This is a genomic window from Halopseudomonas salina (assembly GCF_008641105.1).
Map to the genome: position 1 here is coordinate 105,070 of NZ_VTTI01000011.1, position 16,130 is coordinate 121,199.

Sequence of the window (16,130 nt, forward strand, 5' to 3'; positions counted from 1 at the left end):
TTGTTCTATTGCAAGTTGTCTTATTGCAAGTCCGGATCCATCCACCAGCTGCGTATGGCGAGCGAATAGGGTGGGGTCTCGGGCGATTTCAGCCAGGCACGATGTGCTATGCGGTGGTAGTCAATATACCAGTTCGGAATTATATAGTGTTCCCAAAGTAGCACACGATCCATAGCCTTGGCCGCGGCTATTTGCTGATCGCGGGTCTTGGCGCCCAGCAGATGCTCAAGCAGCTCGTCGATGGTCGGGTTGTTTATGCCTGCGTAATTGCGGCTGCCCTTGACGTCACGCTGGCTGGAATGGAAATAGCCATGCTGTTCGAGTCCCGGAGACAGCCCCTGGGGCAGGGTGGCGAGAATCATGTCGTAGTCGAATTGGTCCAGTCGTGCCTTGTACTGGGCGCGGTCAACGGTACGGATACGCATATCGATGCCCAGGCGTGCTAGGTTGGAGCGATAAGGCTGGAGGATCCGCTCAAGACTGGGGTTGACCAGAAGCACTTCAAAGACCAGCTGGTTGCCTTCATGGTTTTCCAGGCGCCCGTTACGCAGCGTCCAACCTGCTTCTTCGAGCAGTCTTACTGCCTTGCGCAGCGTCTTGCGGGGCACACCCTGTCCGCTAGTCCCCGGGAGGCGGAAGGGCTCGACGAAAAGCTCCGGGGGCAACTGATCCCGGTGCGGCTCCAGATATAGAAACTCCTGGCCCGCAGGTAGTCCGGTCGCGCTGAACGGGCTGTTGGGGTAGTAGCTCAATGAGCGCTGATAGGCATCATAGAACAGCACCCGGTTGGACCACTCAAAGTCGAACATCATGCCCAGGGCCTGGCGCACATTGCGCTCGTCAAAGGGTGTCCGGCGGCCATTGAAGAACAGTGCCTGGGTGGCGCTGGGTATGGCGTGCTGGATGGCGCGCTTGTGCACAGCGCCGTTGCGCACGGCAGGAAAATCATAGGCATTGGCCCAGTTACTGGCCTTGTGATCGAAATAGATGTCGAACTCGCCAGCCTTGAATGCTTCGAAGGCGACGTTGTTGTCCCGGTAGAACTCGACCTCCATACGGTCGAAGTTATATTTACCGCGATTGATTGGCAGATCCCGCCCCCAGTAGTCCTTGACCCGCTCAAACGCCATGCGCCGCCCGGGCTCGACTGAAGCCACCCGGTAAGGACCACTGTTCAGGCCTGGCTCGAAGGTGGTCTGGCCGAACTCGCGACCTTCCCAGTAATGCTTGGGCAGAACCGGCAGTTCGCCCAGACGCAAGATCAACAGGGGGCTGTCACTGCGACTGAATACGAAGCGAATACGTTTTTTGCCCAGAATATCCACGCGGGAGACGTCCTGAAGCATTGAGCGGTAATTGGGGTGGCCTTTCTCGCTGAGGGTGCGAAAGCTGAAGGCAACATCTTCGGCGGTCACAGGCTGACCATCATGAAAGCGCGCCTGCTCATGCAGATTGAATACAACCCAGCTGCGATTGTCGGCGAACTCAATACTTTCGGCGAGCAGGCCGTAGGCGGAATAGGGCTCGTCGCCGGAGGGGTCATAGAGCCCGGTGCCCACCATCAGCGGCTCGTTCAGCTCGGTGATCCCGTAATGCGGGAAGTTGCCGGTATTGACCGGGCTGGTGCCCTTCAAGGTGTAGGGATTGACCGTGTCAAAAGTGCCTGAGCCCATGACCCTCAGGGTGCCGCCCTTTGGCGCATCCGGATTGACGTAGTCCAGATGCTCAAAGTCCTCTGCGTAGTGAGGAAGACCGTAAAGGGAATAGCCATGCTGGCGATATACCCCTGCGCTGACGTCAACGACGGTGAGGAGCAGGGCCAGCAAGGTTGCTGAACGCAGAATCTGTTTCATGGTTACCCTTGCGCGCACCCACAGGTTGCACGCAGACACGGATGAAGTTGGCTGTCCGGAACCCGGTTCAGTAAAGGTTGAGAGTCAGCTCCTGACCTGGCTGCAGGTGCCTGCCCAGGTCATTGTGTTCACGGATACGGTCTATGGCGATATTGAACTGCCGGGCAATGCTGAACAGGGAATCACCTGGCTTGACCTTGTAGACAATGGGTTTGCGCGTGCTCTGCTCTGCCTGTGAGGATCTTGCCTGCCCGGGAATTTTAAGGGTCTGGCCTACCTGTAGAGCCGGTGTATCAAGGAGGTTCTGCTGCTTCAGGGAGGCCACACTGATACCGTGCTTGCGGGCAATTTCCCAAAGATTGTCGCCAGGCCTGACCCGATAACTGGTGGCCGTGGCGCTGGGTGCCGAACGCGACGCGCTAACTGCCTGGTCTGAGACTACCTGGGCAGACAGGCTGTTGGCGGACAGAGGCAGCATCAGGACCTGACCTACGCGCAACAGATTGCTGTCGAGTTGATTGACTTCGCGCAGCGCAGAGACCTTGACGTTGTGACGGCTGGCGATCTGCGAGAGATTGTCGCCAGCACGGACATTGTAGCGTTGGTATTTCACGTGTTCGTCTTCGGGCAGCTCGGCGAGCGCAGTACTGAACTGCTCCAGCCGGTCAATGGGTACCAGCAGTTGATAGGCTCCCGGCGCAGTGACCCGCTGCTTGAAGGCAGGATTCAACTTGATGAAATCTTCAGTGGGTATGTCTGCCAATTCTGCAGCCTTGTGCAGATCCAGTTGGCGTTCGATGGTAACTGCTGCGAAATAGGGGGAGTCTGCCAGCTCTGGCAGCACGGTGCCGTGCAGCTCGGGTCGTTCGATGATCTGTGACAGGGCCAGCAGCTTGGGCACGTAGTTCATGGTTTCATGGGGCAGATCCAGGCTCCAGTAGTCGGCAGGCAGGCCCTTGGCGCGATTAGCCGCGACCGCACGACCCACACAGCCTTCGCCACAGTTATAAGCGGCTATCGCGAGCAGCCAGTCACCATCGAACATCTCGTTGAGTTTGCTGAGATAGTCCAGCGCTGCCTGGGTGGAGGCGGTGATGTCACGTCGACCGTCGTACCAGGAGTCCTGACGCAGGTCGAACACCTTGCCCGTCGATGGGATGAACTGCCAGATACCCGCTGCCTGGGAGCGTGAAAGCGCCATTGGGTTGTAGCCGCTCTCGACAAAGGGCAGCAGTGCCAGTTCAAGCGGCATGCCACGCTCATCAAGTTGCTCCACGACATAGTGCAGATAGCGTTCGGAGCGTTTGCTGGTCATTTCGAAATAACGCGACTCGCTGGAGTACGCCAGGCGTTGGCGGTCTATGCGGGGATTGTCGATTGCAGTCGGGTCCAGCATGAAGCCCTGGCGAATCCGGCCCCACAGAGTGCGAGCGGTGATGGTTTCGATTTCCGACCGGGGACCCTTGGCGTTCTTCAGCAGTATGATGCCGCGGTTGCGTTCGTAGGTGGTCTGAGTCGGGATGCTCTCGGCCCCGGAGTCACTCCTGTGGGCCTGCTGAGACGGCGAGGTCTGGCAGCCTGCGAGGAACGCCAGCCCTGCAATCAGCAGCAGGGCTCTGGATGAAAAACGCGGGGTCGAAACAAAAAAAGGCATTGGCAGTTCCGGAAAAAATTGACCGAGTGTAGAAACTCAGTCCCGGAGGGTCAAGGAAACAATGGACGCCTACTCAGAATCGATCCTTCCATGCCCGTATGGCTGCAAAGGTGTCGACGCCGGCAGAAACTGCACGGCCCAGTTGCTCTCCTGCTGCGTGGATGACAGCGGGCTGGCTGGAGCGCATGAAGGGATTGGTGCGTTTCTCCAGTGCCACTGTAGTTGGCAGGGTAATTCTACCCGCCAGTCGCAGGTCATTGACTACTTCAAGGCGGACTCGTATGTCATCGTTGGCTGGCTCTACCGTGTGAGCGAAGCGCAGATTTGCCTGGGTATATTCATGGGCGCAGTAGATGCTGGTGTTGTCGGGCAGTGCGCTGAGGCGCCCGAGTGAGTCGTGCATCTGCTCCGGGGTACCCTCGAAGAGCCGGCCGCAGCCCCCGGCGAAGAGCGTATCGCCACTGAGCAGCCATGGCCCGTCGGGATCATCGCAGTAGAAGGCGATATGACCCAGGGTATGGCCCGGTACAGCGTAGACCTGTAGTGTCTTGCCAAGTATCTTGATCTGATCTCCATCCTTGAGCTGGCGATCCAGGCCGGTAATGGTTTCTGCTGCGGGGCCCCAGATACGGCAATCTGTCGCCGCCTTGAGGGTCGCCAGGCCGCCCGTGTGGTCACGGTGATGGTGCGTCACCAGTACATGTCGCAGCTGATATTCCGGGTGCCGGCCCAGCCAGGTGATGACCGGAACCGCGTCGCCTGGATCGACCACTGCCGCTTCCTGACGTACGGGATCAAGGATCAACCAGATATAATTGTCCTGAAAAGCGGGTAATGCCAGAAATTCGAGCATGTCGCTAATGCCTTCAAGAGAGTGAAGCCTTATCTTATAGGACTGCGGGCACATGTATAAAGGAGCGGTTGAAAAACCATCACCTGACCAATCACTGGTGGACCATGCGAACTGACCTCGAAGCTGGATCGATTAGCCAGGCCGACCTCATGCGGTTGCTGCGCGAGGCGCGCCAGTGGCTGGAAACCCCCGGTGGCCAGATGCTTCTGGATCAGCAGCGCCTTGTAGCCCAGGAGTGTCTCGAGCGTTGCTTCGGCCAGCATATGGTGCAGTACGGTCTGGCCCCTGAAATGATGGACGGACAACAGTCGACACTGCGCAACCGCTGGCACTTCGACCTGATCGGCGAACCGCCCTCGATACCGCTGGAAGAGAGTCAGTGGCCTTTTGCGCCGCAATCGCTGGACGTCGTTCTGCTGCACCATGGGCTGGATTTCTGCCTGACGCCAAGCACCCTGTTGCGCGAGGCCGGACAAGCGGTGCGCGCGGGTGGGCATATACTGGTATTCGGCTTTAATCCCTGGAGCAGTTGGGGCTGGAATCATTTTGCTGGTCGAAGCTGGCTGAGCGAAGCCGGATTTGTAAGCCCGGCGCGGCTGTCCGACTGGCTGGAAGTCCTCGGTTTTGCGGTAGAGAAACGCATCGATGGATGCTATCTTCCGCCGCTCAAATCGCAACGCGTGCTGAACCGCCTGCGCCCGATAGAGCATTGGGCCGCTCGGCACAAATTGCCCTGTGGCGGTTTCTACTGCCTGATTGCCCGGCGTCAGATGCTCGGCGCCATGCCGCGCAAACAGACCGCCAGAGCTTTCCCAGCATTGAGCTTGCCGCCGCTGGTTGCGGGCACCAGACGGACGCAAAAACGGAACACGAAATGACCCACACGATTGAAATATTTACCGACGGAGCCTGCAAGGGTAATCCAGGGCCAGGTGGCTGGGGCGTGTTGTTACGCCTTGGCGAGCATGAAAAGGCGCTGCACGGTGGGGAGCTGATGACCACCAATAATCGCATGGAGCTGATGGCTGCCATCATGGGACTGCGCGCCCTGAAGAAAGCTGCCAGCGTTACCCTGACTACCGATTCGGAATATGTGATGAAGGGCATTCGCGAGTGGATGCCCAACTGGAAAAAGCGCGGCTGGAAAACCGCCAGCAAGCAACCGGTTAAAAATGCGGATTTATGGATGCTACTCGACGAGCTGGTAAATCAGCACCAGGTTGAGTGGCGTTGGGTCAAGGGGCACAGCGGTCATCGCGAGAACGAGATCGCCGACGAGCTGGCCAATCTGGGTGTGCAGGAAGTGTTGGGAAACAGGGGCAAGAATCATGCGTGAAGTTGTACTGGATACTGAAACGACTGGTATCGACCCGCGCAGCGGTCACCGGATCATCGAAATCGGCTGTGTCGAGCTGGTCGATCGGCGCCTGACTGGCCGTCATTTCCACGTGTATATCAATCCTGAGCGCGAGGTCGAGGAAGGCGCCTTGGCGGTGCACGGTATTACCGATGCATTTCTCGCCGACAAACCCCTGTTTGCTGACGTGGTCGAGGGCTTCATGCAGTTTGTGAAGGGCGCGCGCCTGATTATTCACAACGCACCCTTCGATATCGGGTTTCTTGATTCCGAATTGCAGCTGATGTCGTCACCCTACGGCAACATGGCCGATCATTGCGGGGTGCTTGACACCCTGATGATGGCGCGGGAAAAGCACCCGGGGCAGCGCAACAGTCTCGACGCCCTGTGCAAACGCTACATGGTCGACAACTCCCAGCGTGATTTGCACGGGGCATTGCTGGATGCGGAGATTCTGGCTGACGTCTATCTGATCATGACAGGTGGGCAGACGGCATTGTCGCTGGCCGGGCAGGGCAGTGATCAGGATCAGAGCAGCAACGGGGTTAGCGCAATTCGGCGTATCGATCCGAGCAAGCGCCCGGCCCTACGCGTGGTCAGCGCCAGTGAAGGTGAGTTGCAGGCCCATGTCGAGCGTCTTGGCGCCATCCAGAAGGCCGCCGGCTTTGCCCTGTGGAACGGACGCCCGGCCGACTGACCGGGCGCCAGGGCTTCAGATCCAGAGATTGACTGCCAGCAGGCCTACGCCGCCCATCACCAGGGTATAAGGCAGGGCCATATACACCATGCGTCCGTAGGATAGCCTCACCAGCGGAGCAACCGCCGAGGTGAGCAGAAACAGGAAGGCTGCCTGGCCGTTGGGGGTGGCAACGCTGGGCAGGTTGGTCCCGGTGTTGATCGCGATGGCCAGGCGCTCGAACTGCTCGCGACTGATAGCGCCACTGTCCAGGCTTTGCTTTATCTCGCTGATGTAGACGGTAGCAACGAATACGTTATCGCTGATCATCGACAGTAGTCCGTTGGCGATAAAGAACATGCTTGGCTGCGACTCGGGAGACATCGTCAGTACAGCGTGGATGATCGGGCTGAACAGATGCTGCTCGTGAATCACCGCCACGATCGCGAAAAAGACAACCAGCAGGGACGTGAAAGGCAGGGCCTCCTGAAACGCCTTGCCAATCTGATGCTCATCGATGATGCCGTTGAACGAGGCAATCAGAATAATCACCATCAGACCGATGAAACCGACTTCGGCTACATGCAGTGCCAGCCCGGCAACCAGTAGCACGGCGGCAATCGCTTGTACCGCCAATGCGACTTTTTGCGGAGTCTTGCGCTTGGCCTTTTCTTCGCGGGCAAATTCTTCCAGAACACGCCTTACCGGTCTGGGCAGGCGTGCCCCGTAGCCAAACCAGCCGGTTTTCTCCAGCAGCAGACAGGTCGTCAGGCCTGCAGCCAGAACGGGCATGCTGACCGGCGCCATGAGCAGGAAGAATTCCACAAAGTCCCAGTCAGCCACGCGGGCGATCAACAGGTTCTGCGGCTCCCCGACCATGGTGCATACGCCGCCCAGAGCCGTACCCACAGCCCCGTGCATCAACAGGCTGCGCAAAAAAGCGCGAAACTCCTCGAGATGTTCGCGGTGCAGAGGCTCGTCGTCCTCGTCGTCTCCGCTCTCGGTCGGGCTCTCAGGATTCGATCCTGCTGAAGCGACCTTGTGATAGACACCATAAAATCCTACCGCCACGCTGATGATCACGGCGGTGACAGTAAGCGCATCAAGGAATGCCGAAAGCACCGCCGCGACAAGACAGAAAGACAGCCCCATCAGCGACTTTGATCGTATTCCAAGAATCAGCCGAGTGAAGGTTACCAGCAACAGCTCTTTCATGAAGTAGATGCCGGCAACCATGAATATGAGCAGCAAAATGACCGGAAAGTTGGTCAGAACCTCTGCATACAGGGCGTCGGTACTGGTCATGCCGATGGCCAGGGCTTCCAGCGCCAGCAGGCCGCCTGGCAGCAACGGATAGCACTTGAGCGCCATGGCCAGCGTAAAGATGAATTCGAGCACCAGGATCCAGCCCGTTATGTAAGGGCCGGCCACCCATAGGAGCAGGGGGTTCAGAATCAGAAAAGCAACAATAGTGCGCTTGTACCATCCGGGGGCTTGCCCCAGAAAGTTGTTTGCCAGCGCAGGCAAGACGGAGGTGGTCATCGGGAAATCCTGTTTAAAGGGAGGGGAAGAATGCTCTGAATGGCGTCTCCTCCAGTCACATGAAGGGTATTCCCGAGACGTTATTCAGAGTGTTCCTCGATCCTGGCGGCCTGTAACCGTGCGCCTGGATGGATTTTCCGCACGCAATCATACAGCAGACGTCGTCATTGAGCAGTTAGTAACCTCTCGCGTCAGAATGATCGGCTATGCCGTTGATCCATATACTTGTTATATTCAGCCTTTTGTAACAGTCTTGAGTTATACGCCGTTGCCCCAGTGTGGCAATACCACTGCCGGAGTACATATATATGCCCGAGTACCAAACGTTACTGGTTGAACAGCATGCCAGCGTTGCGCACGTCCAGATCAATCGCCCGGAAAAGATCAATGCGATGAACGCGTTGTTCTGGGAAGAGATCATTGCAGCGTTTGATTGGATAGATCAGACAGATAGTGTACGGGTGGTGGTAGTTTCGGGCGCCGGCAAGCATTTTTCTGCAGGTATTGATCTGATGATGCTGGCTGGCGCATCGCACAAGATGACCACGGACATTGGCCGCAACGCTGAAATTATCCGCCGCAACGTCCTGCGCCTTCAGGCTTCCTTCAATGCGGTCGATCAGTGCCGAAAGCCGGTCATTGCCGCAATCCATGGCTATTGTATTGGCGGCGCGATCGATCTGATTTCTGCCTGCGACATGCGTTATTCCACTGCCGACGCGCATTTTTCAATCAAGGAAATCGACATGGGCATGGCTGCAGATGTAGGCACCTTGCAGAGATTGCCGCACCTCATAGGGGATGGCATGATGCGGGAGCTGGCCTATACCGGGCGCGCCTTTGACGGTAATGAGGCTGCGGCAATGGGCCTGGTCAACAGTATTCAGCCTGACCATGAAAAACTGATGAGCTCAGTCATGGCCATCGCCAACGAGATTGCCAGCAAATCGCCGCTGGCCATTCGGGGCACCAAGGAAATGATTCGCTATAGTCGTGATCACAGTGTCGAAGACGGCCTCAACTACATTGCCACCTGGAACGCAGCCATGCTTCAGTCAGAAGACATGAAGCTGGCAATGGCAGCCCACATGGCCAAGAAAACAGCTGAATTCGCTGATTGATAAGGCGTCTGGCTGACGGCAGGGAAGTTAGGAGAAAACGCGATGCTAACGGGTGCCACATCACTGGATCTTGTCAGGGAAGAACTTTTTGCCAGCATGGGCGAGGTCGAGGATCTGCTGCAGCAGTTTCTCGAGGATCGACATAACGGCAGTCTGCTGCAGCAGGCGATCGAAGGCCTGCACCAGTTGCGCGGCACTCTGCAGCTCATCGAACTTCGCGGTGCGGCGCTGCTGCTGACAGAGATGATCGCTCTTGCAACCGATATTCCCGAGCACGAGGGCGATGATCGCAACGAGCCTCTTTCTGCCCTGTGTGATGGTCTTTTCCTGCTGGAGCGCTATCTTCAGCAGTGCCGTCATCAGGGTTTCGAACGCCCTGAATTATTGTTGCCGGCCATCAATCAACTCCGCTCACACCGTTCTGGCGTTGCGCCTTATCCGGAAAGTCACTTCTACGCGCTTTCCGCTGCCGAGCTACCCCTTGATCTACGTGGCAGTGACTCGGCAGAGCCCCTGGACAAACGCACCTTCAATCGCCTGCGACAGATGTATCAACTGGGTCTGCTGGGCATTATCCGCGGAGAGGGGGTAGCTGGCTCGGCCCCGCTGATGCTGCGTGCCTTGCAGCGTTGGGAAAACCGCCTTGATCGCGAGGCCGCTACTCTGTGCTGGGCCGCTGCTGCCGCCCTGGAAGCGATTGAACAGACCCCTCTACAGCTGACTGCGTCGCGCAAGAAACTTTTTGCACGGATCGATCGTGTTATCCGGGAACGGAGCGCAGGCTCCTCCGCAGGGCTGGAATCTCATCCGCATCTGCTACGCGAGCTGCTCTACCTGGTCGCCATGGGTGATGCCAGCTGTGAGCGCTGCAACGAGGCCAGGCAAGCTCTGAACCTGCCAGACACCGGCTACACCGAAGTGGAGCTGGAGTCAGCCTTTCTGCGTTTGCGGGGGCCGGGTGTGGATGTGATGCGCTCGGTTGCCGATGCCCTGCGTGAGGAGATCACTGCGATCAAGGATCTGCTGGACCTTCTGGCACGCAATGCAGGCGACGCCGAGCAATCCCTGGACACCCTGGCTGCTGCGTTGCAACGCTTGTGGAAAACCCTAGCCATGCTTGACCTCAAAGAGGTCGCCAGTGGCATAGAGGATGCCGCTCTGCAGTTGCGGAGCTGGCAAGCCAACGATATGCCGTTGCTGGAAAAGGTCGCCGACGCGGTGTTGCAGGCCGAGACAGCCGTCAATCGCCTGGATGAAAAGGGCAGTGACGTGGGGCCGGCGCCGGGTGCCGGGCCGGCCTCCAGCGGCGAGCCGGTAGAGCTGCGGGAGGCGCGTATCGTCTTGATCGAGGAGTCCCAGGCGGGGCTGTCTCTGGCCAAGCGCGCCATCACCGCTTATATGGAATCAGGCAACGACCTGATGCACCTGATGAACGTGCCCTCTACGCTGGAATCGGTGCGCGGCGGTCTGATTTTCCTCGGCATGAGTCGAGCGGGCAATATCATTCACCAGTCGGCATGTTTTGTTCAGAAAAACATGCTGGAACAGCAGGCGCCACCTCAGGCGCAGCAGTTGGAGGTGTTGGCAGACGCCCTCACCGGTATTGAATTTTATCTTGAATCAGCCGAGCGTTCGGTCGTCGCCAACACCGAGGTTCTGGCCATGGCGGAAGAGAGCCTGGCTGAACTCGGTTACCAGGTTGCGGGAGCTTGAGCAGCATGAGTTTGACTTCAAAACGTTTTGTGCCAGCTACTCGAACGTCGAGGATAGACGATCAGGACTGGGTAGTGATCTACCATGAACAGCAGTTCGGAATGCTGCAGGGGCGTTTCCTGCTTGAGCCTGACGCTGTGCGATTTCTCGGCAATGTTGAACATCAGTTGTTGCTCGGGCACCTTGATGACAAGCCCTGTCATATGCTGCGTATCAGCGATCCGGCACAGGTGCCGGGTCTCACCTGGCACGGTCTGCGTGGTTTGATCGGCCAGGTTGATGATGACCTGTTCCGCTTGCTCGGCCTGGCCCAGCAGCTTGACGCCTGGTATGACAGTCATCGGTTCTGTGGCCGCTGCTCCGCCCCCATGCAACCGCGGGGCGAAGAACGCGCCATGGAATGCACGCAGTGTGACCTACGCCAGTATCCCAAACTGGCGCCCTGTATCATCGTGCTCATTCACCGCGATAACGAAGTTCTACTGGCCCGCGCCCCGCACTTTCGTCCGGGCTTCTTCAGCACTCTGGCAGGCTTCATCGAGCCGGGCGAGTCGGTCGAAGAATGTTTGCACCGTGAGGTCATGGAGGAGGTGGGCCTTGAGGTCGATCAGCTGGAATATCTGGGCAGCCAGAACTGGCCTTTTCCGAACTCGTTGATGATGGGCTTCCATGCTCGCTATGTCGGCGGTCAGATAGTGCCCCAGCCGGGCGAGATAGAGGAAGCTGAATGGTGGCCGGTTGATCAGTTGCCGGGGATCCCACCCCAGGGAACCATATCCCGCTGGCTGATCGACTGTCACCTGGCCCGTCTTGACGGTCAACCCCTCCCGCCCGTTCCGGCCTGAGAAAACACAGGAGCTACCATGCAGTACTACGGTCTGGCCGGTCTGGTACTGGTCATTGTTGCGCTCATGCTGTTTGCCGTTGTTCGAGCCGGCTGGCGTCTTTCCTGGCTATTGCCCTGGCTCAAGGGCAATCTGCTTCTGCTGGGTGTTCTGTTCGCCTGCGCCCTGGGGATCGTGGCCTGGGAGATTCAACAGTTTAAGACGCTCGACCCCGGCGCCAACGTAGCTACCCTGGAGTTTCGCAAGGTGGGGCCCCAGCAGTACGAGCTGCTTTTTTCGGCGGGTACCGAGCCTCGGTCGATTGTCCTCGAGGGTGACCTGTGGCAGCTTGACGCCCAGGTCCTGCGGTGGAGTGGTCTGGCCCATGCCATTGGCCTGCAGGACGGTTACCGGCTGCACCGGCTTACGGGCCGTTATCTGACCCTTGAACAGCAGCGGGGGCTGGCTTCTGCAGAGTACACCGGCGTGTTGCATGAAACACCCGCCTGGCGCGATGCCTGGCAATGGCTGGATAGACTCGATAGTGGGGCGCTGCTTGAAACTGACGCATTTGTGGTGCGTTTCATACCCATGGCTGAGGGCGCTCGTTTCGGGATCGAGATTGGTGAAACGGGATTGACCCCGGTACCCATGAATCGGCAGGCAATGAACGCCATGCAGCGTTCACAGTAGAAGGAACGCCGGTCCGGCGGGCGCCGGACCAGCCAACGACTCAGGCGAGCATGCCGCCGTCAACATTGATAGCTGCACCGGTGGTGTAGCTTGAGGCTTCGCTTACCAGATACAACACAGTGCCGGCCATTTCGCTCGGATCCGCTGCGCGGCGCAGCGGGATACGCTGCAGTGCCATTTTCAGAATCGAGTCATTGGTGGTCAGCGCCGAAGCAAACTTGGTATCAGTCAGACCTGGCAACAGGGCGTTGCAGCGAATGCCGAACTGGGCGCATTCCTTGGCAAACACCTGGGTCATGTTGATGACGGCTGCCTTGGTGATCGAGTAGATCCCCTGCATGTCGCCAGGCACTCTGCCGTTCACTGAGGCTACGTTGAGGATAGTGCCGCTGCCGTTTTCACGCATCAGCTTGCCTGCCTCTACAGACATGAAGAAGTAGCCGCGGATGTTCACATCTACGGTCTTCTGGAATGCGGTCAGATCGGTGTCCAGCACGTTGCCGAAGTAGGGGTTGGTGGCAGCGTTGTTGACCAGAATATCCAGCTTGCCGAAATCAGCGCGAATTTTCTCGATGGCCGCGGTGATCTGCGCCATTTCACCGATGTGACAGGCAACGGCTGTTGCCTTGCCGCCGGCGGCAACGATGGAATCAGCCACTTCCTGGCAACCTTCAATCTTGCGGCTGGAAACGATGACATGGGCGCCCTGCTGAGCCAGCAGTCGGGCGATGGACTCGCCGATTCCGCGGCTGGCACCGGTGACCAGTGCTACCTTGCCATCCAGATCAAACAGTTGTGTCTTCTGCATATTAGCGTCCTCTTCAAAGGGTTAGAGAGTGGATTTGGCGATCACAGCCAGGCTGGTCTGTTCCAGCAGCTTGTTCATGTGAATGAAGCTGCCGAAACGCTTGTCCTTGGTCTGGCCATGGTAAAAACGGTAGTAGATCTGCTGCATGATGCCGGCTAACCGGAACAGCCCGTAGGTATAGTAGTAATCCAGATTCGGGATCTCGATGCCGGCTTTTTCTGCGTAGTAATCAGCAAACTCCTGACGGGTCAGCATGCCGGGCGCATGGCTTGGCTGGCGGCGCATCAGCTGCACAGGCTGCGGATCATCGGCCTGAATCCAGTAGGCCAGGGTGTTGCCCAGATCCATCAGAGGATCACCGATGGTGGTCATTTCCCAGTCCAGCACGCCGATGATCTCCATCGGGTTGTTCGGGTCGAGGATGACGTTGTCGAAGCGGTAATCGTTATGCACCAGGCCAGGCTTGTGGTGGTCGGCAGGCATCTTGTCGCGCAGCCATTGCATTACGGCTTTCCAGTCCGGGGCATCCGGCGTGGCGGCTTTCTGATAGCGGTCGATCCAGCCTTCAATCTGACGCTTCACGTAGCCCTCGGGCTTGCCCAGGTCGCCCAGGCCACAGGCCTCGTAATCGAGATTGTGCAGATCGACGAACTTGTCGATAAAGCTCTTGCACAGCTCCCGCGTCTTTGTCTCATCCAGGCCCAGGTCGTCTGGCAGCTCGGAGCGCAGAATCACGCCTTCGATGCGCTCCATCACGTAGAACTCGTCGCCGATCACGCTATCGTCTGTGCAGTAGGCATAGACCTTGGGGCAATAGGGGAAGCCTTCGCCCAGCTGCTTGAGAATCCGGTATTCGCGGCCCATGTCGTGGGCGGATTTGGCTTTTTTGCCAAACGGTGGACGACGCAGTACAAATTCCTGATCGGGGTAGGCGACCAGATAGGTCAGGTTGGACGCGCCGCCGGGAAACTGGGTGATGGTCGGGGTGCCTTCAAGACCCGGGATCTGGCTCTTGAGGTACTGGTCTACGGCCTGTACGTCGAGCTCTTCGCCTTCGCGGATCTGGGTAGCCTGGTCTGTTGCGCTCATGGCTTTCCTTATAATGGTGGTCATGGACAATCAGCTAATCTAATGCAGGCCGCGGTTTGTAACAAGCCAAACGCTCGTTTGAATGGGGTTATCAGGGTTCGTGTTGTTGGGGGATTGGTTGGGGCTATTTTGCGGGGTTGTTTTCGGCTAGCACGGTGTCTGTGCACCCCGGTTGGGCAGGGTTGCGAAAGACGCCGTGAATACGTCCTTGTAGGCTTGTCAGAAACGTCCCTGTTTCAGACACTTTCTCCACCCTGACCAGCCGGGACGCTTCTTGGGCTTTTGCGTGGCTGATAGCGTGCTGTCCAAGTTCAAGTTCAAGTTCAAGTTCAGAAGATTGAGTCAGCTATCAGGATGCGCGGTTAGTACCGAGACCGCTTGGATTCGCGCCTTCGCGGGAATGACGGTTTTTCGTTAGGCGCCATCTTCGCGAGTGCCGGACCCAAACGGTGCCTCAGGGAAATACCAGCTTCTCCCCAATCGTCATCCTCGCGAAGGCGGGGATCCAGGCGGAGTGTCAGAAAACAGCTGAGCTCTCGCCCAAACGTCATCCTCGCGAAGGCGGGGATCCAGTCGGAGTGTCAGAAAACAGCCGAGCTCTCCCCCAAACGTCATCCTCGCGAACGCGGGGATCCATTTAGAGTTTCAGGACACTTCGCAGCTTGAACAAACCCCGAACATAAAAAACCGGAGCTGGGCTCCGGTTTCTTGTGCTGCTTTTGCTTCTTACGCGGGGAAGAGTTCGCCCAGTTTCAGAGCCAGCATCATGTCGCCTTCGGCGCGCAGCTTGCCAGCCATGAAAGCTTGCATGCCGTCGGTCTCACCGGTCATTACACCGTTCAGGGTGTCGCTATCCATGATCAGGGTAACGTTGGGTGCAGAGGCATCGCCCTGGGCGATGGCGCAGGTGCCGTCCTTGATGGTGACGTTGAAGTTGCTGTCGTCTTCGATGTTGAACTGGAAAACCAGGTCCAGACCGGCAGCGGCGGACGGGTTAAACTTCTCTTCCATCTTCTGGGTAATTTCTGCAACGTTGCTCATGTCTAAGTCCTTGTTTTGATGCTTGAAAGCAGCAGGTAGAAACCTGGCGCCATTGGTTATCTGTAAGTGACCCAGTCTGGCTGCTGGTGTACGTCAAGGTGCGCCTGGCTGTTGAACGAGGCCAGACTGACTTTGCTTCTACCATATTGTAGACGGCTTACAGAGGTATTCACTATTTGCCAGTTCAGCTCGAAAGCGCTGGTGGCTGGCATATCCGTGATCAGTTGCAGGGCAGCGGTAATGGTGCCGCCCGAAGTAAAAATGGCAATATTCTCGCCGCGGCCTGCCTGCTCCATGACACGACTCAAGCCTGCCTTCACGCGAGCAACAAAAGCGGACCAGGGCTCACAACCAGGCACTTCGTTCTGCTCGGTAATCCACATGGTGATTACCTTGCTGAATACTTTCTGGAACTCCTTGCGGTACTCGCCGGCGTTCTCGACAAAGTAACGGGCCTTGGGTTCGCTTTGCTCAAGGTGCGGCAAGTAGGTGCGCATGACCTCGTCGGCGGCATACTCGTTGAATGCCGGCTCGATCAGAATGTCTGTTCCAGAGCCGGGCATTTCCGCGAGGGCGTGGCGGCCGGTATCGATCTGGCGCTGCATCTCGCCCGAATAGGAGCGGTCGAACTTGAGGCCGCTGGAATGCGCGAACTGACCGAGTAATTTGGACTGTTTTATGCCCATATCGGAGAGTACGTCGTAGTTTGCTGCACCCAGGGAAGCCTGGCCGTGCCGAATCAGATAGATGCTACCCACGATGTCACCTGTCTTGTTAACAAGACACGAGGGTATGGGGCGGCGTGGAGTGTGTCAACAGAAAACCATACGCTTGTTTGAATCATCTTGTGGTACCTCAGCGCCCCCGCATCGGTTCATCCTGTATGCTTGTTTATATTATTTTCAA

Annotated in this window: 15 protein-coding genes; 7 read left to right on the forward strand and 8 right to left on the reverse strand. The window is 57.7% G+C overall.

Going from position 1 to position 16,130, the window contains the following annotated elements; translation table 11 throughout:
- Positions 1-20: 20 nt before the first annotated feature.
- The 3 genes from FZF01_RS16010 to gloB all read right to left on the reverse strand — a co-directional run bounded on the left by FZF01_RS16010 (position 21) and on the right by gloB (position 4,360).
- Positions 21-1,853 (reverse strand): extracellular solute-binding protein, encoded by a 1,833-nt coding sequence (locus FZF01_RS16010; protein ID WP_150279082.1) that lies wholly within the window; start codon positions 1,851-1,853, stop codon positions 21-23.
- Positions 1,854-1,920: 67 nt separating this feature from the next.
- The gene (locus FZF01_RS16015; protein WP_150279083.1) at positions 1,921-3,507 is read right to left on the reverse strand and encodes a lytic transglycosylase; all 1,587 of its coding nucleotides are present in this window, start codon (positions 3,505-3,507) and stop codon (positions 1,921-1,923) included.
- Positions 3,508-3,580: 73 nt separating this feature from the next.
- Positions 3,581-4,360, reverse strand: a complete 780-nt coding sequence (gene gloB, locus FZF01_RS16020; protein ID WP_150279084.1) for a hydroxyacylglutathione hydrolase — start codon at positions 4,358-4,360, stop codon at positions 3,581-3,583.
- Between the two features lie 104 nt (positions 4,361-4,464).
- Between gloB and FZF01_RS16025 the strand changes: the two genes are divergently transcribed.
- From FZF01_RS16025 to dnaQ, 3 genes are read left to right on the forward strand one after another with little or no spacing between them, the layout of a single operon-like run.
- Positions 4,465-5,238 carry a class I SAM-dependent methyltransferase gene (locus FZF01_RS16025; RefSeq protein WP_150279085.1) on the forward strand — a complete coding sequence of 258 codons (774 nt, stop codon included), beginning with the start codon at positions 4,465-4,467 and terminating at the stop codon, positions 5,236-5,238.
- Positions 5,235-5,696 (forward strand): ribonuclease HI, encoded by a 462-nt coding sequence (gene rnhA, locus FZF01_RS16030; RefSeq protein WP_150279086.1) that lies wholly within the window; start codon positions 5,235-5,237, stop codon positions 5,694-5,696. Before FZF01_RS16025 ends, rnhA begins: the two co-directional genes overlap by 4 nt.
- Positions 5,689-6,414, forward strand: coding sequence for a DNA polymerase III subunit epsilon (gene dnaQ / locus FZF01_RS16035; protein ID WP_150279087.1), 726 nt, complete (start codon positions 5,689-5,691; stop codon positions 6,412-6,414). Before rnhA ends, dnaQ begins: the two co-directional genes overlap by 8 nt.
- 15 nt (positions 6,415-6,429) lie before the next feature.
- Here the strand turns inward: dnaQ and nhaB are convergent, their stop codons facing one another.
- Positions 6,430-7,935: a sodium/proton antiporter NhaB gene (gene nhaB / locus FZF01_RS16040; protein WP_150279088.1), complete on the reverse strand. Its 1,506-nt coding sequence runs from the start codon at positions 7,933-7,935 to the stop codon at positions 6,430-6,432.
- Between the two features lie 308 nt (positions 7,936-8,243).
- On the opposite strand from nhaB, the gene FZF01_RS16045 reads away from it, so the two are divergent.
- Genes FZF01_RS16045 through FZF01_RS16060 form a run of 4 tightly spaced genes read left to right on the forward strand, consistent with a single transcriptional unit; the run spans position 8,244 to position 12,286 of the window.
- Positions 8,244-9,056 carry a crotonase/enoyl-CoA hydratase family protein gene (locus FZF01_RS16045; RefSeq protein WP_150279089.1) on the forward strand — a complete coding sequence of 271 codons (813 nt, stop codon included), beginning with the start codon at positions 8,244-8,246 and terminating at the stop codon, positions 9,054-9,056.
- A 42-nt stretch (positions 9,057-9,098) separates the two neighbouring features.
- Entirely contained in the window at positions 9,099-10,769 is a 1,671-nt protein-coding gene (locus tag FZF01_RS16050; protein ID WP_150279090.1) for a ferrous iron transporter B, read from the forward strand.
- Positions 10,770-10,774: 5 nt separating this feature from the next.
- A complete protein-coding gene (gene nudC, locus FZF01_RS16055) occupies positions 10,775-11,614 on the forward strand; it encodes an NAD(+) diphosphatase (RefSeq protein WP_150279091.1) in 840 nt (279 codons plus the stop codon).
- A gap of 18 nt (positions 11,615-11,632) precedes the next feature.
- Positions 11,633-12,286, forward strand: coding sequence for a hypothetical protein (locus FZF01_RS16060; protein WP_150279092.1), 654 nt, complete (start codon positions 11,633-11,635; stop codon positions 12,284-12,286).
- A gap of 40 nt (positions 12,287-12,326) precedes the next feature.
- Here the strand turns inward: FZF01_RS16060 and FZF01_RS16065 are convergent, their stop codons facing one another.
- The 4 genes from FZF01_RS16065 to FZF01_RS16080 all read right to left on the reverse strand — a co-directional run bounded on the left by FZF01_RS16065 (position 12,327) and on the right by FZF01_RS16080 (position 15,982).
- Positions 12,327-13,094: an SDR family oxidoreductase gene (locus FZF01_RS16065; protein WP_150279093.1), complete on the reverse strand. Its 768-nt coding sequence runs from the start codon at positions 13,092-13,094 to the stop codon at positions 12,327-12,329.
- 21 nt (positions 13,095-13,115) lie between these two features.
- Positions 13,116-14,183: a phosphotransferase family protein gene (locus tag FZF01_RS16070; protein WP_150279094.1), complete on the reverse strand. Its 1,068-nt coding sequence runs from the start codon at positions 14,181-14,183 to the stop codon at positions 13,116-13,118.
- Between the two features lie 726 nt (positions 14,184-14,909).
- Entirely contained in the window at positions 14,910-15,224 is a 315-nt protein-coding gene (locus FZF01_RS16075) for an SCP2 sterol-binding domain-containing protein (protein ID WP_150279095.1), read from the reverse strand.
- Positions 15,225-15,280: 56 nt separating this feature from the next.
- The gene (locus FZF01_RS16080) at positions 15,281-15,982 is read right to left on the reverse strand and encodes a histidine phosphatase family protein (RefSeq protein WP_150279096.1); all 702 of its coding nucleotides are present in this window, start codon (positions 15,980-15,982) and stop codon (positions 15,281-15,283) included.
- Positions 15,983-16,130 lie beyond the last annotated feature (148 nt).